21 protein-coding genes are annotated in these 18,935 nt (G+C 56.5%); 5 read left to right on the plus strand and 16 right to left on the minus strand.

Translation table 11 applies throughout. The annotated features are described in order from the left end of the window. Positions 1-116 precede the first annotated feature (116 nt). Complete coding sequence (locus tag GOX75_RS12115) at positions 117-1,115, plus strand: NADPH:quinone oxidoreductase family protein (RefSeq protein WP_171123425.1); 999 nt, start codon at positions 117-119, stop codon at positions 1,113-1,115. A gap of 27 nt (positions 1,116-1,142) precedes the next feature. On the opposite strand, the gene GOX75_RS12120 is transcribed toward GOX75_RS12115, so the two are convergent. The 3 genes from GOX75_RS12120 to GOX75_RS20510 all read right to left on the minus strand — a co-directional run bounded on the left by GOX75_RS12120 (position 1,143) and on the right by GOX75_RS20510 (position 2,878). Next, positions 1,143-1,799 (minus strand): histidine phosphatase family protein, encoded by a 657-nt coding sequence (locus GOX75_RS12120; protein WP_171123427.1) that lies wholly within the window; start codon positions 1,797-1,799, stop codon positions 1,143-1,145. Positions 1,800-2,055: 256 nt separating this feature from the next. Then, positions 2,056-2,256 (minus strand): hypothetical protein, encoded by a 201-nt coding sequence (locus GOX75_RS12125; protein WP_171123429.1) that lies wholly within the window; start codon positions 2,254-2,256, stop codon positions 2,056-2,058. A gap of 496 nt (positions 2,257-2,752) precedes the next feature. After that, a complete protein-coding gene (locus tag GOX75_RS20510) occupies positions 2,753-2,878 on the minus strand; it encodes a hypothetical protein (protein WP_256368074.1) in 126 nt (41 codons plus the stop codon). Between the two features lie 660 nt (positions 2,879-3,538). Between GOX75_RS20510 and GOX75_RS12130 the strand changes: the two genes are divergently transcribed. From GOX75_RS12130 to GOX75_RS12140, 3 genes are all read left to right on the plus strand, one after another. Further along, positions 3,539-5,206: a sulfatase-like hydrolase/transferase gene (locus GOX75_RS12130; RefSeq protein ID WP_171123431.1), complete on the plus strand. Its 1,668-nt coding sequence runs from the start codon at positions 3,539-3,541 to the stop codon at positions 5,204-5,206. Positions 5,207-5,269: 63 nt separating this feature from the next. Further along, positions 5,270-6,511 carry a DUF3179 domain-containing (seleno)protein gene (locus GOX75_RS12135; protein ID WP_171123434.1) on the plus strand — a complete coding sequence of 414 codons (1,242 nt, stop codon included), beginning with the start codon at positions 5,270-5,272 and terminating at the stop codon, positions 6,509-6,511. 37 nt (positions 6,512-6,548) lie between these two features. Further along, entirely contained in the window at positions 6,549-7,301 is a 753-nt protein-coding gene (locus tag GOX75_RS12140; RefSeq protein ID WP_254428783.1) for an outer membrane protein, read from the plus strand. A gap of 62 nt (positions 7,302-7,363) precedes the next feature. On the opposite strand, the gene GOX75_RS12145 is transcribed toward GOX75_RS12140, so the two are convergent. From GOX75_RS12145 to GOX75_RS12200, 12 genes are all read right to left on the minus strand, one after another. Next, complete coding sequence (locus GOX75_RS12145; protein ID WP_171123436.1) at positions 7,364-7,810, minus strand: hypothetical protein; 447 nt, start codon at positions 7,808-7,810, stop codon at positions 7,364-7,366. A gap of 233 nt (positions 7,811-8,043) precedes the next feature. Beyond that, positions 8,044-8,601 carry a TetR/AcrR family transcriptional regulator gene (locus GOX75_RS12150; RefSeq protein WP_171123438.1) on the minus strand — a complete coding sequence of 186 codons (558 nt, stop codon included), beginning with the start codon at positions 8,599-8,601 and terminating at the stop codon, positions 8,044-8,046. A 319-nt stretch (positions 8,602-8,920) separates the two neighbouring features. Continuing rightward, complete coding sequence (gene comE / locus GOX75_RS12155; RefSeq protein WP_171123440.1) at positions 8,921-9,475, minus strand: sulfopyruvate decarboxylase subunit beta; 555 nt, start codon at positions 9,473-9,475, stop codon at positions 8,921-8,923. Beyond that, on the minus strand, positions 9,472-9,978 hold the full coding sequence (gene comD / locus GOX75_RS12160; RefSeq protein ID WP_170698774.1) for a sulfopyruvate decarboxylase subunit alpha: 507 nt from the start codon (positions 9,976-9,978) through the stop codon (positions 9,472-9,474). The genes comE and comD overlap by 4 nt, the downstream gene beginning before the upstream one ends. Positions 9,979-10,025: 47 nt before the next feature. Next, positions 10,026-10,436 carry a universal stress protein gene (locus GOX75_RS12165; RefSeq protein WP_171123442.1) on the minus strand — a complete coding sequence of 137 codons (411 nt, stop codon included), beginning with the start codon at positions 10,434-10,436 and terminating at the stop codon, positions 10,026-10,028. 9 nt (positions 10,437-10,445) lie between these two features. Then, positions 10,446-11,426, minus strand: a complete 981-nt coding sequence (locus GOX75_RS12170; RefSeq protein WP_171123444.1) for an alcohol dehydrogenase catalytic domain-containing protein — start codon at positions 11,424-11,426, stop codon at positions 10,446-10,448. Further along, positions 11,423-12,184 carry an SDR family NAD(P)-dependent oxidoreductase gene (locus GOX75_RS12175; protein WP_171123446.1) on the minus strand — a complete coding sequence of 254 codons (762 nt, stop codon included), beginning with the start codon at positions 12,182-12,184 and terminating at the stop codon, positions 11,423-11,425. Before GOX75_RS12175 ends, GOX75_RS12170 begins: the two co-directional genes overlap by 4 nt. After that, complete coding sequence (gene hisD / locus GOX75_RS12180; RefSeq protein ID WP_171123448.1) at positions 12,177-13,484, minus strand: histidinol dehydrogenase; 1,308 nt, start codon at positions 13,482-13,484, stop codon at positions 12,177-12,179. Before hisD ends, GOX75_RS12175 begins: the two co-directional genes overlap by 8 nt. Positions 13,485-13,496: 12 nt before the next feature. Continuing rightward, entirely contained in the window at positions 13,497-14,825 is a 1,329-nt protein-coding gene (locus GOX75_RS12185) for a TRAP transporter large permease (protein WP_171123450.1), read from the minus strand. Positions 14,826-14,836: 11 nt separating this feature from the next. Then, positions 14,837-15,349: a TRAP transporter small permease gene (locus tag GOX75_RS12190; protein ID WP_171123452.1), complete on the minus strand. Its 513-nt coding sequence runs from the start codon at positions 15,347-15,349 to the stop codon at positions 14,837-14,839. Positions 15,350-15,435: 86 nt separating this feature from the next. Then, entirely contained in the window at positions 15,436-16,581 is a 1,146-nt protein-coding gene (locus GOX75_RS12195) for a TRAP transporter substrate-binding protein (protein ID WP_171123454.1), read from the minus strand. 24 nt (positions 16,582-16,605) lie between these two features. Beyond that, positions 16,606-16,791: a hypothetical protein gene (locus GOX75_RS12200; protein WP_171123456.1), complete on the minus strand. Its 186-nt coding sequence runs from the start codon at positions 16,789-16,791 to the stop codon at positions 16,606-16,608. Between the two features lie 138 nt (positions 16,792-16,929). On the opposite strand from GOX75_RS12200, the gene GOX75_RS12205 reads away from it, so the two are divergent. Next, entirely contained in the window at positions 16,930-17,955 is a 1,026-nt protein-coding gene (locus tag GOX75_RS12205; protein WP_171123458.1) for a LacI family DNA-binding transcriptional regulator, read from the plus strand. Here the strand turns inward: GOX75_RS12205 and GOX75_RS12210 are convergent. Further along, positions 17,952-18,923 carry a LysR family transcriptional regulator gene (locus GOX75_RS12210; RefSeq protein WP_171123460.1) on the minus strand — a complete coding sequence of 324 codons (972 nt, stop codon included), beginning with the start codon at positions 18,921-18,923 and terminating at the stop codon, positions 17,952-17,954. The genes GOX75_RS12205 and GOX75_RS12210 overlap by 4 nt on opposite strands. Positions 18,924-18,935: the final 12 nt, after the last annotated feature.

The raw sequence follows: 18,935 nt of genomic DNA on the forward strand, positions 1-18,935 counted from the left end.
CAAGCTCTGCGACGCCGTTCCGCTGTGCAGAATTGCATTTCAATTTCGTGTTGACAACCCCTCTCTACGCCCGATGATGCTTGCCAAGAGCGCTCAGGCGTCGCGAGGAGGACCCCATGAAAGCCATGCTAAGCACCGCCACGGGCGGCCCCGAAACACTGGAACTGACTGAACTGCCAGACCCGACGCCAGGCAAGGGACAGGTTGTGATACGTGTCCACGCGGCAGGGCTGAATTTCCCTGACACTTTGATGATTCGGGATCTTTATCAGATTAAGCCACCCCGCCCGTTTGCCCCCGGCGGCGAAATCGCGGGCGAAGTTGTTGCCTTGGGTGAAGGCGTAAGCGATCTGGCGGTGGGCGATCGGATACTCGCGCTGACCTCATATGGCGGATTTGCCACCCATGTCGCGATTGACGCGTGGCGCGCGGTGAAAATCCCCGATGTCATGCCCTATGAAGATGCAGCCTGCTTTGTTTTCACCTACGGCACGTCCTATCACGCGCTGAAGGACCGCGGCTATCTGGCTAATGGGGATACCCTGTTGATCCTTGGCGCTGCCGGTGGCGTAGGGGCTGCGGCGATCGAGCTGGGCAAGGCCATGGGTGCGCGCGTGATTGCGGCCGTCTCGTCCGAGGAAAAGGCCGATTTCTGCCGCCGGATTGGCGCAGATGAAACGCTCATCTATGCACGTGAAATGGACAGCCGCGACGCACAAAAAGAACTGTCGGCGCAGGTCAAGGCGCTGGCCGGGCCGAATGGGGTTAACGTGGCCTATGACGCAGTCGGCGGCGGATATGCCGAGCCGGTCATCCGCGCCATGGCCTGGGACGGGCGGTTTCTGGTTGTTGGCTTCCCTGCGGGCATTCCAAAGATACCGGCCAATCTTGCGCTGCTGAAAAGCTGCCAGATTGTTGGTGTGTTCTGGGGTGCGTCAGTGATGCGCGATCCTGCGGCACATGCCGCGAATATGAAGGACCTGTTCACACTGTACACGGAGGGCAAGATCAAACCCCAGATCTCAGCCAGCTTTCCCCTGGAACAGGCTGCCGAGGCCCTCAAGCTGATGGATGATAGAAAAGCGATGGGGAAAGTTGTTCTGACAATGAGCTAAAGCACGGCGCAGCCTTTCCTGCGGGCGCTATTCCAGATGCGCCGTGTCATTGTACCCGCGCACCACCATCTTATCGCCATGGATCACCAACCGGGTGAAAGAGCCATTGGCCGCGCCCAGAAAAGTCATGGCAGGCACGCCTGTGGCAATCGACATGGCGGCGGCGATCACCCCGCCATGGACAAACGCGGCCACGCGCTGATCGGGATGCGCCGCTGCGATCCGCAACAACCCGGCGCGAACACGCCCGGTGAACTGAGCTGTGGTTTCCGCCCCCGGAATCTCACCCCATTCATGGCTGGCCTCAGCGCGTTGAAAAGCCGGATGCCGCTCGGCCGCGCGAATGCGGTACTCTCCGCCATCCCAGTCGCCCAGAAAAACTTCGCGCAGATCGCGTTCTTCGATCGGCTCCAAGGCCAGATGCTCCAGCAGCGGTGCCGCTGTTTGGCGGGTGCGTCGCAATGTAGTGACGTAGACGGCAGAAAAAGGAACCGACTTCAGCCGCGCTGCAACGGCCTCGGCCTGACTTTCGCCATTCGGATGCAAGGCCGGATCGCCATGCCCGTCTTTCAGCGGGAAGGGTTTGCCCGGTATCGCCGGCTCGGATTCACCGTGTCGGACCAGCAAAATATCCGCTGCACCTGCAGGCGGAACAAAAACATGCTGGCGAAACTCTTTGGTCATGGCGCGCGTCCTTTTCAGCATTCCACACGACACAACACCACCCCCGCGCCAAGCGCAACGTCCTGATGCCGATTGACGATAAATAGGTCGCGAACCCAGAAGGTCGCCCATCTCTAAACGGTAGTGAATAGTGTTATAGGGCTGAAAACTGCGCAGACCGGCAAAAACAAGGGCGCGCGCATGATGTTAAGATGTCTTTTGAACGGCTCGGTCCATTCGGAGCCTCTCACCCTATGTTGGGGTGAGCCTGCCTCGCTTACATCAGAAGCGCGGCGTAGCTTTCGGCGGATGCGTTGTGCAGGAAATAGGCCAACAGCAACGCGCATACGGAAATAGGAGCTATCAACTCCATCGCATCCCTAATGAACTTTGAGGAGCCATTCCCGCGCAGGCCCGAGTCCGCTGTCTTGGACTTCCGCGCTACTGGGAACAGCTCCTTTGAGATATATTTAACCATGTTCAACTCGTTACTAACTACTTTGGACAACCTATTCCCCTCTAATTTAACCCAATATTAACGCTGTGATAATTCAGCTATTGCCGGGGACTTTGCCACCAAATCCGGGGATATTAATCCGCAGGATCGCCCATTGTTGAAATACCCAGAACGGTGACAGCGATCGTACCCTTCGTGAACTAGCGAAAGAAGAACAGACAAGTGTGGACCCTTATCTGGGTCGTAGCCTTGCTTTAGTCCCTTAACGTCTGGTTCCGGACTTGGGACGGCGGCTTTGGAAGCAGCACGCAGTATCTCCTTCCTCATTCCCCGGTTCTCATGGCTCTGGCGGCCAAGATTTTTGTAGACCTTGGCCGTAGCGCCGACAAACCTGCGCTGTTCATTTTTTCGGCGCTTGTTTTGTGTTTCTACTGGTGGCTCGCTTGGGCACCAGCCGATACCAGCGGTAAGCCGCACAAGTGTGCCGGACCTTCCGCACACTCAGCGTCTTATTGGTTCAGTGATATTGGTTCACCTGACGCTGCATCTTGGAACACAGACGCAGAATTCGAAGGATGGGATACACGATTCCGTTTGAAGTCGAGGGGTCAACAAAGGGTTCGTTTTTGGTCGGGTGGGACATGACTGCCTCCTAAGCTTACCTAAGGTTAACTCAGACCCGGAACATGTTCTGTGAACAAGGGCACACAAGACCAAACCATGTCCCGTATTGGCGTATAAAATGGCGCCGCACATAATGGGTCGAGATCACCCTTGAAAGGGTATTATCAGTGCAAAGCCTGTGAAGATGGGAACGCAGCATCAGCCTTTACCGGAATTTTCATCCAAAAATCTGCTTATTCAAAAATTTAGGGAGCCATCTCCCTAACTGGCGGAAACGGCTCCCACAAATTTGGTCATTCAACATTTAACTCGTTACTCAACGTGTCATACAATTATCATTCACAGCCTCGCTTGGAAAATTATCGACGCATTTTTTGCGACTTGAGAGGTTTTTCGATCAATACTCAGAACAGTGACAAAGCACATCGGCACACTGTTTACTGATTAGAGACTTTAACGGGTGAAAATTCCCGCCAAGCGACCAATTTGAGCCAAAAGTTTGAGAATCTTCTGTGGGCTTAATCAGGTCGTCGATTCATTACGTTCCAAGGCCATAGAAACGGCAATCTTGGTGCCTCGCAGGGCGCAAGGCTTGTCAGAATTACATAGTAATGTTTCTATGTGATCAGCGCTTTAGCGACAAAACAGGACTTTAGCACGCACAATTGGGAGGATTTCTATGAAACTGCATTGCTTGGTCGCGTTGTCGGCGAGCCTTATTTGTTCGCAGACCTTCGCACAAGATGCGCCGATCCAGCACGATGCAGAGTTCTACGTCCTACAGGCTCAATACGCCCAGCAATGGGCTCAGGATGATGCTGCCGTGGACGCGGCGCTTGCCACTTTTCGGGCGGAAAACGGGGGCAAGCCTCCGAATATCATCAATGTTCTGATTGACGATGTCGGCTTTGGCGACATGGGCATTCCTGAACTGAATGCTGTCAGAGGATATTCAACCCCCAACATAAACGACTTTTCGGATCAGGCGATGCGGATGGTTCGCATGTACACAGAACCCTCGTGCACGCCAACCCGCGTGGCACAGATGACCGGGCGGCTACCGGTTCGCATGGGGATGGGAAACACCTCGGTCGATATTTCGGGTTTCGGTTTACCCAGCGACGAAGTCACGTTGGCAGAGGTGCTGAAGGGCGAAGGATACGCAACCTCGCATGTCGGCAAATGGCACATGGGCGACATTGCGGAAAGCTGGGCCATGAATCAGGGGTTTGATTACGCCCAGCACGCGGTGCACCAACAGGGACAATTGGATATCTTCAATGATGATGGCATTCGGGAACAGGTCTCGGTCGGAATAGGCGACTACGATCCCATCTATACGCTGGATAACTGGTTCCGCCCCGATCCCGCGGCGATGGTTACCGTGATCGAAGGTGAAGCCGGAGGCCCGATCCGCGAAATCCGAATGGAGCCAGGCGAGCGCTGGGGCGCTGAAAAATACGATGAGATGAACCAGGCATTTCAGGACAAAACGCTCAGCGAATTGCGGCGGTTGTCAGAAGGCGAAGCGCCATTTTTCCTGCAATACTGGCCCATGATCCCGATAGACAGCACAAGAACAGGGCGAACTGGCCCCGAAAGCGCCAATGCCGGGTTGTTCGTCGACAAGATGCAGTTGCTGGACCAGTGGCTGGGGGATTTGTTTGACGAAATCGACGCGCTGGGGCTGTTGGAAAACACCATTGTCGTCGTGATGGGGGACAACGGACATTTCACCAAATATTCCCCGCAATCCGGCTTTTCTGCGATGGTATTTCGTGGCGGCAAAGGGGACACCAGCGAGGGCGGAATTCGCGTCGACGCCTTCATGCGCTGGCCCGGCATGATTGAAGCCGATGGAATGCTCAACAGCATTGTGCATGTCTCGGACCTTTATACGACGCTTGCACGATTTGGCGGTGCCACACAACATATCCCGCGTGACCGGCTTGTGGACGGCGTCGATCAAAGCGCGGCGATCCTGTTTCAGGACGAACAGAAAGCGCGCCGCGACAGTGTGATCGCCTATTCGATCCACTCGCCTGAGGCGATTATCAAGGATCAGCTCAAGCTGGTTTTCCCCGGCTCGCTGGAAAATGCGATCCTGGCGGACTTCTTCAACCTCTACCGGGACACACGAGAAGAATACCCCGTTTCAACCGAAGTGGGCGCGTGGGGCGGGGCCGAGTTCGTTCGGATACTGGGCCGGCACATGGCCCGCAAAGAGAAATTCCCGGACACTCAACCCGCGATTGGTGTTCCCTATGAAGGGATCGAAAACATCCGACCGGAAACCCAGCGGGCGGTCGAGGCATTTCTCGCAAAACAAGGCTCGTCCATGCAGTAATCAGAACCCCCTTTGCCGCAACCCTGCCAAAGGCCCAAGCATTATAGACATCAAGGAACACAAATGGCTGCAAATCTAATTTTCGCTTTTGGCTTGGTCATCTCGCTTGGCATCGGATTTCTGTACTTTCGCGATCTTGGTGACGTTTCGCAGATGCTGCTGAAGGTAAAGCGCGAAAACATGGTGCGCTTTATCCGGCATGAATACACACTGATCGCCGTTGGGCTGGGAAGCTTCGTGGTCGCTACGCTGGTGCATTTCATTTTTGGCAGCGGGCTATTCTGGCTATGGATCATTTCAGCTTTGCTTGTGATCTTCCTTTATGGATTTCCCTATGTCTGGGTCCACTTGGGACTTAGAAACCAACTGAACGATGCCGCCTTTTTCCCGATTTCAGAAGCCCGGAAATACGTCGGCCCGTCAGCGCCCGTTATCGTAATTGAAAACAAGGGACACGCCCGCGCGCATCCCGATGCACAGATCATGAGGCCTCATCTGGCCGGCGATGTGAACGGGTTGGGCGGAGAGGACATCGTGATGACCTATTGCGCGATGGCAAATCTTGGACAGGGCTATGCCCCCCGGATCGAGGGCAAGCGTCTTGATCTGGAAGTTCTGGCACAGCACGGCAACAACCTGATCCTGCGCGACAATGAAACCGGTGAGCCAATCCAACACATCTATGGGTTCCGCGAAGCCGACCGGGACCCAGAGGCCGATGGCCTTGCCTGCCCCCTGCGGCCCGAAGCGCAAATGACGCCTTGGCCGACCTACCGGATGACGTTTCGCGGCTTTCAGAAAGCCTTTCCCGAGGGCGAAGTCTTTCTGAACCCACCCTCGCCAAATCTGGCTTTGCGTCTGCTGGACATGATCACTGAGATCACGTTCGGCTGGGGCATCGGGCGTCAGCATCAAGAGGACGCCCCTGTCATGGACAACATGGATCGGACCGACAATCGCTTGCCCAACAAAACCTATGTTTGGGGGATCACTATTGGCAATGACGCCGCTTGTTGGACGGATGACTTCGTGGTCGACAACAATTGGATCGTCAACGCCAATGTCGGCGGGCGCGATGTAGTCGTCAGCCTGGACCCCAAATACGAAAGCCTTGGCGTATGGTACAATGACAGCGGCCAGCCTGTGACGCGCTGTGACTTTTGGGGGATGTCGGATCAGGGCCGGTTGAAACGTGTCGAAACGCTGCGCGCGGGCGTGTTCTGGCATGTCTGGTCCGAGTTCTTTCCGGAAACCGACATCAATCGCGTTTCACAAGGGGAGACCAAAAGCGAAGCGGTCGCCTGACATACAATTTCACGCTTAACGATCTTGGGAGGGATCAATGGCTATTACAAAAAGACTTAGAGATACCGCACTGAAACTGGCATTCGCCGCGACGCTGCCCACGTCAGTTTACGCGCAACAGTCTGATTGGTCTTATCAGGCCACGATTTATCTGTTTACGCCCGAAACAGAAGTGTCCCAGGAAACGCCCAATGGAACAGTAGAGGGAACTCTGGCCTTTTCAGACGCGCTGGAAAACCTCGATCTGGCGTTCATGGGTACATTTGCCGCAACCAACGGACGTTGGTCGATTTTGGCCGACTATAACTATACCGACCTTTCGTTCAGCAACGACACGCCCGGTCCGGCCAGTTCCGGCGTCGAAACATCACTGACCACGCAGTTCCTGAGCGGCTATCTGGGGTACAGGGTGTTGACCACAGACACCTCGACCGTCGATTTGGCCGGAGGGTTCCGGTGGTTCCGAACCCAAACAGATTTTACCGTTTTACCGGGAGCGGCGCCCGGACGAATGGTAAATGTCGACGAAAGCTGGACCGACCCTGTCATCGGCGTCCGAGCGCGCATGAGGTTCAATGAACGGTGGTCCGGAACCGGTTTTTTTGACTATGGCGGTTTCGCAAGCGACAGCGAAACCTGGCAAGTTCTGCTGACCGCAGACTATGCAATCAACGACCGGTGGTTGCTGAGAGGGGGGTACCGCTATATCTCGTTCGATCACGAAATAAACGGCGGCGACTTCAAGTTTGATCAATCCGGCCCGCTATTTGGGGCAACCTATCGGTTCTAGCCGGTTGCTTTGCACACAAACGGGAAATGCGTCTGGGACCGCAATTCCCGCTGCTGGGCGTATCAGGTCACAGGTACTTTGATACGCTGCGGCGAGGCGTCAAAAGCGAAATTAGGTGACATCGTTTCAAGCACATTCTGATGCGCCACCTGAACCCACGAACGAACCTGCAGCAGGATCGCTGCCCCGCCGACAACGATTGTCGCGCCTATCATGGGAGAGGCCGCTAGTTCATAGTTTTGGGTGCTGGCGATCCACAATGCGAACCCAAGGCGGGTCACGGCCACCGCGTCCGTTACGCGGGTCAGCTTAGGCAGGAAATAAGACGTGATCGCAGACGCGCAGACGATCAACCCCATGTAGATAAACCCCGCCAGAACCGGCAGCGGCAATCCCAACCGTGTAGCATCGACATGCGAGTACAGAACACAACCCGCCGAGAACGCGAGGAAGGCAATGGAATAAAGTCTGCGCTTTTCCCGGTTTAGATGTTCGACAATCCGTTTCACGGCAAAGCCCCTGAGCCAACTGACTAGACCTTTCTGAAGCCGGAATTTGTGGTTGATCTGACGAAATCTGGGCGGAAATGAGACTTTGCCACCGAAGGACCAAGACTGCGTGGTCACCTTAGTGCGGCGTTTCAAATTTTCCTACGGCTTGGAAATGGCCAGTCGGAGGCGTCGGAAAAAAGATCAGGCTTTGGTAGCACCGGAAAAGTTTAATAAATCAACGGCCAGCCGGGTTATTCCTCGACAAATATCACCAGCAGCAAGCGGCGGATCTCCAATACAAAGTCTTCCTTCGACTGGGAAATGACCAACGCGCCGCGCGCGGCGGTTATGACCAGATAAGAAAGGTCTTGCGCGCGTTCCGAAGTGGACGCCAGACCTTGCCGCAACAGAAATTCACCCAGTTTTGCAACATAGGCCCCTGGCCAGTTTTCCGGCTGCGCCGCCGCAATCTCCAACGCATCTTCCAGCAGCTTTGCACCATGGTCCGTTTTGGATATTTCCAACGAGTCGCTCACGACATGAAGCAGGACTTCTTCCAAAACTTGAAGCGGAGCGCCGTCACCTTTCTCCAAAAGCTCAAATACATTCCGGTACAGGGTTTCGGTATAAGTTCTCAGCGCCCACGTATAGCAGGACTCTTTCGAGCCGAATTTCTTGTAGATCGACTGACGGGACAGCCTGACCGCCTTCGCGATGTCTTCCATGGATGTCTTACGGAACCCGTATTGCGCAAACGTGTTCATCACGTCACGGGGATCAACACCCGAAATCGTTGGCGCCGTTACCATGTCTTACCTCTCATCAACCCGGTGCATGACGGATACCTACCCTTAGGCAGGTGCAAGTCCGCTCATCTTCACGTTGCCTCTTCCTGTCGCGTCACGTTTTGCCTGCACGAATTCGTCAGCCGCTGTTCCCCGCTTGAATCAAATTAGACTTCAAACTTGAGGCAGGGCCGAACGTCGCGCCTTTTTTGGGACTTGGTTTACACAACCAGTCCAACTTGCCAACGGCTCTTGGCGTCGCAGTTGCGTTGCAACTGACGAAACTAGCCAAAAAAACCGTCGCCTGCGGAACGCAAGCGACGACTCGACTAATTTGACGGCATCAGGATTGCACGGCTTTCATGAACCGGTCTCGGATCACGACGGGGTCCATCGTAATCGGTGGCATTTTCGCGTTACCGCTTTCGCACTTACTGACGATGATCGTCATTTTCTTGGCGTCCAGCGCCTCCTGCAGCACGCGGCCTGTATCCTCGGCCTGACATTCGATCACCCGATCGCAGCCCGCCGCCTCGGCCATTTTGGCAAGTGACGTTTTCTGCCCGGCATAGGTGGGTTGATCGCCCGTCGACCCATATGACCCGTTGTCGACAATCAGCAGGATGTAATTGTCAGCCACGTTATTGGCGATAGTGGGCAAAGTGCCAAGATTGGTCAAAACAGACCCATCGCCGTCGATGACGATAACCGGCTTAGGTTGGGCAAGCGCCAAACCCAAACCGATGGAAGAGGCCAGACCCATCGTGCCCAACATATAGAAATTGGTCGGCTGATCGTCGATTGCGTGAAGCTCCTGACTGGGGATACCAATGTTGCAGACCACCAGTTGATCCCGCAAGATCGGAGCGATTTCTTTAAGGATTTCTGAACGGATCATTGGTCGCCGTAGCCTCCCCAAAAGTTGGCATCGGTCAGAATGGCGACCGGTTTGTTGCACATGAACGTGTATTTCAGGATTGCGTCCAATTCCTCGACATCCGCTTGATGGTGAAAGTGGTAGGTGGGGATGTTCAACTGGGCAAGCAGGGCCTTGGTGTGCACCGCCATTTCAACCTGACAAGCGATGGGTTCACGCAGTTCTCCGCGATACGAGATCAGCATGGGCAGCGGCATCCGGTAGTACTGAATCAACGTCGCAAGCGTGTTGATCGTTACACCAATTGCCGTGTTCTGCATGATGATGGCCGGGCGCTTTCCACCCATCCATGCACCTGCACACAGGCCCATGCCCTCATCCTCTTTGTTGGAGGGGATGTGGTAGATACCATCACGCTCATCAATCTCGGCGATGACGCCCGCCAGTTGCTTGCACGGGACAGTGGTGACGAACGAAATATCGTTGGCCATCAGATCATCCGTGATCTTTTTGTCTATGTTCATGTCCTGTTTGTCAGTCCTGATTGGGGCGCAAAAGCGCGATTGACGAGTTACGGCCTGCGGTGCACATGCACGGCACAGGCCGCATGACGGACGACGCGCGAGGCGGTCGACCCCAGAAAATAGTCGCTGAGGCCAGGCTTGTGCGACCCTATGACGATGCATTCAACGTCGTTGTCACTGGCATAGTCGATAATGGTCCGTGCGGTGTGGCCCTTGATGATATCGCACTTGATCCCTTCAATATCCGACACTTTTTCGCGCAGAAGGTTGCGCGCAGAGCGAAACCCTTCGGCGACCACGTCCTTGTCCAGATATGCGCTGACCGACCCTTGCGGCATTTCATAGACATGCAGGGCTATGATCTCGGTATCTTCGGCGGACAAGGCACGTGCAACCTGCAATGTGTGCTGTGACAACCCATGATCCAGCGCCATCGGCACGAGAATTTTCTTGTACATAAAAGCCTCCTACTCCCATGGCGCGAGGATGATCTTGGGCGCGGAAACCGCACCCCTCCGCAGATCCTGGAATGCGCGCGCGCCGTCAGACAACGCGCGTGCCTCGACCCAGTCAAGCGCACCCAGACGGCCATCAAAAATGGCCTGTGCGGTTTCTCGGAAATCCTCAGCCGTATATGTATAGGTGCCGAAAAACGTGATTTCCTGCAAGGTCATACGGCGCACACCCAGCCCGCCGCTATCCTCACCCAAACCCGCATGAGCGATCACCCCGCCCGGCTGTGCCAGAGCGGAGGCCGTCGCGCGGGTCGCGGCAAACCCGACCGCATCAATGATCAGCGGAAACGTATCGGTGGTTTCAGCGACTGGCTCAAAAGGGATCGCATTTTGCAGATATGCGCGTCGCAATGTGTTTGGCTCAACAATCTGAACGTTTTCGACCCCCATTGCGGACAGGGCCAGCGCAGCGGCAACCCCGATGGCGCCGCCGCCCAACACCAGCGCGCGACGCTCCATGGATGAATGCAACGCCTCAAGCCCAAGGCGCGCCGCATGCCACCCCACGGCCAGCGGTTCCGCCAAAGCAGCCTGTGAAAGGCTGACATGCTGCGGCACCTCGATCAAATTTCGTTCTGGCATGGCAACAAACTGTGCAAAAGCACCTTCACGGGGCGGCATTGAGATGATCTGACGGTCCGGGCACAGGTTTTCGCGCCCAGCAGAACAAGCACTACAACGTCCACAGGAAACCAGCGGGTTAATGGTAACCCGCGCGCCGTCACGAGGGCCGCCTACAATAACGCCAGCCGCCTCATGTCCAAGGATCAACGGTGCCGGTCGACGCGCATCATGGCCCAGATAGGCGTGCATGTCCGACCCGCAGATCCCGACCGCTTGGATCCGGATGAGGTGCTCGCCCGGATTGGGCTTGGCATCCGGGACATCCCGATAGGCCACGTGTTCGACACCTTCATAGACCAAAGCCTTCATTTTGCGGTGAACCCCCCATCAACCATCAGCACCTGCCCGGTGACATAGTCCGACGCGCGCGAGCACAAAAACAAGATCGGGCCGTTGATGTCCGCCATTTCGCCATTGCGGCGAATACAGGTCTGGGCCGCATTACGTTCCGCGCGCTCAGGATCATCAAAAACGGCGCGCGTCAGTTCGGTTGGGAAGAACCCCGGCCCTATTGCATTGGCCGTGATGCCGAAGGGCGACCATGCCTCGGCCATTGCACGGGTCAATTGGCCTATCCCCGCCTTCGTGGCACCATAGGCAACACCACCCGGAAAGGCGCGCGTCGTCTGTAGCGAGGCGAAATTCACGATACGGCCCCACCCCTTTTTTTTCATCTCAGGAACCATCGACTGGCTTATAAAAAATGGTGCGCTGAGATTCACAGCCAATGTCTGATCCCACCCCTCGGGGGTCACGTCATCAGCTGTCTCACGGGTGTTCAACCCAGCCGCGTGGACGAGGATATCCGGCGCACCAAACTTGGCCGAGACTTCCCGCGTCAGTGCGTCTACACGCGATCTGTCTGAGATGTCGGCGACGACCGCATCGGCATTTTCGCCGATCTCTTCGATCAGCCCGGCCAACGCCTCGGATCGGCGCGCAACGCCCACAACCTGCGCCCCCGCAGCCGCCAGAACCTTGGCCACCTGTCGCCCTAGGCCCGAGCTTGCACCGGTCACGCAGGCAACTCTGCCTCTCAAGTCAAAAAGCGCGCGCGGGTCATCCATCTGCGGTCAGGTCAAATTGTTCGTCGGGGAAATACTTGGCCAAACGCACGTCTGCGGCACGTGCATGGCCTTCCATCCCTTCCAGCCGAGAAATGCGGGCGGTTGCGACGGCGATAGGCTTGGACCCTTCCCGTGTTGCGCGCTGCCACGTGACGATCTTCATGTATTTGTGGACGCTCAACCCCCCAGTATAGCTAGCCGCGCCCGACGTCGGCAGAACATGGTTCGTCCCCGTTGCCTTGTCGCCATAGGACACCGTGGTTTCTTCACCTAAAAACAAGGAGCCATAGCAGGTCAGCCGATCCAGCCACCAATCCAGATCCTCGGCCTGAACGGTCAGATGTTCGGGCGCGTAGGCGTCGGAACAGGCGGCCATTTGCTCGCGATCCGAGCAGACAATCACTTCGGCATAATCCCGCCACGCGGCAGAGGCGTTTTCGCGGTTCAATTCGGGCAGGTCTGCGATCAGGGCGGGAACCAGCTCCATCACTTTTTGCGCCAAAGCCCGATCATCCGTCACCAGCCAGACGGGTGAGTTATACCCATGTTCGGCCTGACTGACCAAATCGGTTGCCACCACATGCGCGTCGGCGGATTTATCCGCAAGGATCAGGCTGTCGGTCGGTCCTGCGATCATGTCGATGCCGACCTTGCCATAGAGGATACGCTTGGCCTCGGCCACGAACTGATTGCCGGGGCCCACAAGGATATTCGCGCGCGGCAGTCCGAACAGGCCATAGGTCATCGCAGCCACGCCCTGCACCCCACCCATAGCCAGAATGCTATCGGCCCCGCAGATATGTGCGGCATAGACAATGGCCGGGGCAACACCTTCTCCGGGTTTTGGAGGAGAACACGCGGTGATATGGCGACAACCCGCCACTTTGGCCGTCGTCACCGTCATGATCGCGCTGGCGATGTGGCTATACCGCCCGCCGGGCACATAACAACCCGCCGCATCCACCGGGATCGCCTTTTGCCCTGCGACAAAACCGGGCACGATCTCCATCTCAACGTCGGAAACTGTTGCTTTTTGCGTTTCGGCAAAGCGACGCACGTTGTCATGGGCAAACCGGATATCGGCCTTCAGCTTTTCGGGCACCCGCGCGATGGCCGCGTCAATCTCGGCCTGAGTCATCAGCACGTTGCCCTCGAACTTGTCGAACTTCGCCGCGTATTCCATGGCCTTGGCGTCGCCACCCGTTTCGATATCGGCAAGGATTGTCTTCACCGTGTCATGCACCTCGGTTGCATGAGACTGCGGGGTTAGCGTCGCTTTTTTCAAATACTCGCGCGGCATGGTTGGAAAACCCTATTGGTAGATTTCAGGAAGCAGCGTGGTCGACACAGCCGGAACATAGGCGATCAGAATAACCACGATCAGCATTGTCAAAACAAAAGGAACGGCACGGGCTGCAATCTTGAGGATCGACTCGCCGGTAATCCCCGAGACCACGAACAGGTTCAGCCCTAACGGGGGCGTAATGAACCCGACGCCCAGCGCAGTGATCATCATGATGCAGAACTGAATCTCATTCATGCCGATGTTATCCGCCAGCGGTTTCAGGATCGGTGCAAGGATCACGATATTCGGCGTCGTTTCCATCACACATCCGGCCGCGATCAGGATGCCGATCATCAGCAGGATCAGCAGATATGGATCGTCAGTCAACGAGGTCACGGCGGTCACAAAGCCCTGCGGCACACCCATGATCGCCAAAGCCTCGGCCAGGGGCGCGGAAAAGGCGATGATCGGCAGGATCACCCCGTTTACCTTGGCCGAACTGACCAACATTGACGGAAAGTCGGCCAGCGTCAGGGTGCGCAGGATGAAGCCCATGATGATGGTGACAACCACGGCGGTCGCGCCCGCCTCGGTCGGGGTCAGGCGGCCCGAGAAGATGCCGTAGAAGATTATCCCCGGCACGATGAACGCGTACCAGCCGGATTTCAGCGCCTTGCCCAGATTGGCCAGCCACTCGCCCATGGTCATCATGCCGCCGCCCTCATAGGCGTAGATGCGGTTCATGATGATATTGGTCACAAGGATCGAGACCAAAATGGCCAGTCCGGGGATCAACGCCGCCAGAAACAGGGTCGATGCGGAAATCCCCAGCACCAGACCGATGATGATATAGGCGATCGATGGCGGGATCAGGATGCCGGTACAGGCCCCTGCTGCGACCAACGCACAGGCATAGGGGCGGGGATAGCCGCTTTCGACCAGTCGGTTGATCGTCATTCGGCCCACCGCAGCAGCACCCGCCGCGTCCGAACCCGAGATGGCGGCGAACATGCCGCAGACCAGAACGGTAGCCGAGCCAAACCCGCCCTTGGCAAAACACGTCAGCGCCTCGGCCACATCCAGGAATTTGCGCGACAGCCCCGTTCGGACCAGCACGTCGCCCGTCAGGATGAACAGCGGCACGGCAGTCAGGGCAAAGGCGTCGATGCCGGTGAACAGACTTTCACCCACAAGGCTGAGCGGCAGATCGCCCGACATAATTAGCATCACGATGGCCGCCGTACCGATGGCCGCCCAGACGGGTACGGCCAGTGCAATCAGGCCAACGAACAGGATCACCGGCAGGTAAAAATCCCATCCCAGTTCAACGGTTTGATTAAGGGAACCCCAAAGCATCGCGTGTCCCTTCAGTCAAACAGCTTATCGCCTTCGAAGACGGGCTTGCCGTCCCTCAGGCATTTCAGATCGCGCATCAGCGACTGGATCAGCCGCCAGATCATCAGCGCAAAACCGGTGGGCACGGCCATCAGGAACCAGACCTTTGACACGCGCAGCCCATCCGTGACCGAGCCGAACTTGGCCGAAACATGCACAGCCTCGTACGACCAATAAAGCGCGATGACGGCCACGCCGAACATCACCAGATCGCCAAAGATATACAGCAGCGCCTTGGGACGCGGCCCGAGATAATGCATGATCACGTCGATGCGGATATGGGCACGTTCCTTGACCGCCGCCGCTGCACCAATCCAAGCGAGGTAGATAAAGGAATAGCGAACGATCTCTTCGCCCCAGATCGACGAATATGCGAAAATTTCGCGCCGCAGGACCTCGATGGCCATGGTGATGACCAGCATCACGTAGAACACCAGCAGCAGCCAGCGTTCGGCGTTGCGGTCTATGTTTTGAAGTAAGGTCATCTGTTCCCTCGGCGTGCAGGCAGTCAGACGCGCGCCTTCTGGTCCGGGCGTTTACCGGCCTGACTGCATGAGGTTGTGGCGGTCGATCAGGCGTCGTGGACGAAATACTTGCCTTGGGTCCCTGCGGCCTCGACCAATTTCTCGAACGCATCCATCGATCCGGCCAGTTCCGTCTTGAACGGATCCCAATCGGCGTTCTGATATCCACCGACGCTTTCCCACTCGGCAAGTTGGTCAGAGCTGAGCGAGTGGAACTCGACACCCGCCTTGTTCAGTTCAGCCATTGCATAGGCGCGGGCCGAGGGCACTTTGGCAAGGTTCTGGTGGCTCGTCATTTCGGACGCCCACATGATGCCTTCCTGTACGTCCGCCGGCATCGAATTGAACCACTCCAGATTGCAGGAATAGACCTGACTGTCCGGCACGGCCTGCGTAAAGGTCACGTGGCTGAGGATGTCCTTGAAACCAAAGACGAACAGCGCGCCCACAGATGGATCAAGCGCATCCGCGACGCCCTGCTTGATGGCCGAGGGGGTCTCACCCCAAGCGACGGGCGTCGGGTTTGCGCCGACCATGCGATAATACTGCTGCAACATCTTGGAACCCGGCACGCGAAACTTAATGCCGCTCATGTCACCCGGAGTGATAATAGCATTACCGCCCTGCCGCACGGCAACAACGCGGGGGTCGATTACGACGTAGAACAACGCCTTGAACCCGGCAGCTTCGACCTTGGGATGGACTTCGTTTTTCCACGTGTCCGAATTCACAAGATTGGTGAATTTCTGGTTCGAGCCGCACAGATATGGCATGTTGATCAGGTCAACGGTCGACGCAAACGGCGCGAAATTCGACAGCGAGTGTTGCGCGGCCTGAATGGTGCCGCCCTGAACCTTTTGCACCAAAGATCCGCCTGCACCCAACTGTCCACCGGGGGCCAGCTTGACATAGACCTTACCGTTGGTGGCGTTCTGAATGTTTTCCTTCAGATCCAGCTGCATGATCGGATAACTGCGTGATGCACCCAGCACATAGGCTGTGGCGATGGTCATCACGTGATCCGCCGCCTTTTCGCGCTCGCTTTCCTCCTTGGCGGTTTGCGCTGCGGCCTCGGATGACCACAGCACGCCCCCCGCCCCGGCAACCAGCGCCGCCGTGAACGCCCCCGTGGCGCTGAGCTTCAGGAAATTGCGGCGCTCGGCCGACGCCAGTTCAGTTTTTTCGTTGTTCATTGATTGCCCTCCCAAGCAAAAAAGTCAGCCGTCGCTTTCTGCGTCGCGGTCAGCCTCCTTTTTCAGAATTGCGACAACGAACAGGATCGACGCCGCGAACAGGACCAACATCTCACCCACGTCCTCAAGAAAGGCACTGCCTGCAAAAGCACCCAAAGCCACGTTCGCGAAGTAGATGATAAACACGATGATGGATGCGGTCAGAAACACTTTTCCGGACTCCCTTCGGATTCGGCCCAAAGTCATTTGTAAGCGCTTACATCAAAAATGCAAGCGCTTACATATCTGCTTTCCTTGGGGGCCCGTTGAGATTAGACTTATTGGCAAAAGTGAATTGCGGGTTTGATAATGTCGAAATTGGGGGCGGCACCAACGCTGGACGATGTGGCCAAGATGGCGGGCGTTTCGACGGCGACTGTCTCGCGCTGCCTCAACAGCCCCGACCGTGTCGTCAAGGCGACGCGGGAACGCGTTCAATCGGCTGTTGATGCCTTGGGCTATACACCGAATTTTGCTGCACAGGTGATGGCCGCCAAACGTACATTCACCATTGGTGCGATCATCCCGACAATGGAGAACGCAATATTCGCGCGCGGGCTGCAAGCCTTTCAGGAAGAGTTGCACCAGCACGGATATACCCTTTTGGTTTCAAGCTCGGCCTACAAGCCAGACATCGAGGAAGAACAAATCAGGACGCTCGCGGCGCGGGGCGCGGATGGGCTTTTGCTGATTGGCCATGACCGCGACCCAAAGATTTATGAGTTTCTGGACCGTCGAAATATCCCTACCCTGGTCGCGTGGTCTTTTGCGCCAGATGCGCCGGTCCCCTCGATCGGATTCGACAACCGCGCGGCGATGTGCGCATTGGCAAACCGTGTCATTGCCATGGGCCACACGCGTCTTGGCGTGATTTCCGGCGTCAGCGCAGGCAACGATCGCGCGCGCCTGCGGATCGAAGGCGTAAAAGACGCCACGCGGCAGAACGGATTAGACGTTTCGGATCTGACAATCATCGAAACGCCTTACGAAATTGAATGCGGGGCCCAGGCGTTTTCCCAGTTGATAGGCCAAGCTTCGCGCCCGACAGCCATCCTTTGCGGTAACGACGTCTTAGCCGTTGGCGCGCTGCGGCGGGCTCAAGAAATCGGGCTGCGCGTTCCCAAGGATGTTTCAATCACCGGATTTGACGACATCGAATTGGCCCGAATTGTTAGCCCGGCCCTGACAACTGTACACGTTCCACATCGCGAGATGGGGCGCAAGGCCGCCCTGCAACTGGTCGAGATGGTCGAAAAACAGGTCACGGATCAGGGCGAACAGCTCGACACCAGTATCATCGAAGGTCAATCGCTTGGGCCGCCGGGCAAAACTTAAGCTGCCTCGGCCTCCATCGTCCTGAATTCATTTTTGAGCCAGATATGTTTTTTGCACATAGGTTCGGTAAAGTGCTGGCGTATCAGCTTTTCCATCGCCTTCTGGATCAAAGCCGATGTCGTTTCGGGATAGACCTCGGTGGTAAACAAAGACACGGTCCGCACAAAGTTCCGGCCCGGAAAAGGCATTGCTTTGACGCTGTCATGAAATCGCTGAGCGCGGTGGAAACACGCGGCAGTGGTAATCGCCCATCCCGCGCCCTCGGCAACCAGCCCAATGATCGACTGATTGCATTCCAGTTCGAACCGGTTCGGCAAATTGTACTTGCTACGGGTCAACTGAATTTCGATCTGTTTACCGATCATATAATCCCGCGAATATCTCAACAGCGGAAGGTTTGCATCCGGCTCAAACAGTTCTTCGGGCTGAACTTCAATGCTACTAGGTAAAATGACGATAAAAGGGTCGCGCATCAGCGGGTATTCGATCAGCCCCTCTGTGCGTTCTGATGGCCGCGTGGCAACCCCAGCGTCCAGCTTATGCTCTTGAAGTTTGGCGATGATCTCATGGCTGGGGCGGGTGTAGTGTCGAAAGTTACAGCGCGGCAACGCCTGAGCCAGAAACCGGAACAGATCAGGCGCGATCTGGTTGTCGAAATCGTCGATCAGGGCCAGCCTCAGATCGGTCGCGTGGCGCCAGTTTCCGGTTCGGATTTCAGCCTCACCCCGTTTCAATACCGTCAGGCCATCTCGGACATAACGCGCGAAAACCTCTCCGGCCGGGGTCAGCCCCATTGGGCGGCGACCATGGTCTACCAGTTCGATGCCAAGCGCACGTTCAAGACTGCGCAGGTGGTTTGAGACAGTACTGATGGACAAGCCCGTTTCCGACGCGACCTGTTGGATCGACCCTGACTTGGCGATCAGTTGAAACACTTCCAGCCAGCGGAGGCTTAGAGATTTAGACACAGCAACCGTCCA

The sequence above is a fragment of the Ruegeria sp. HKCCD7251 genome (genome assembly GCF_013031165.1).
GTDB lineage: Bacteria > Pseudomonadota > Alphaproteobacteria > Rhodobacterales > Rhodobacteraceae > Ruegeria.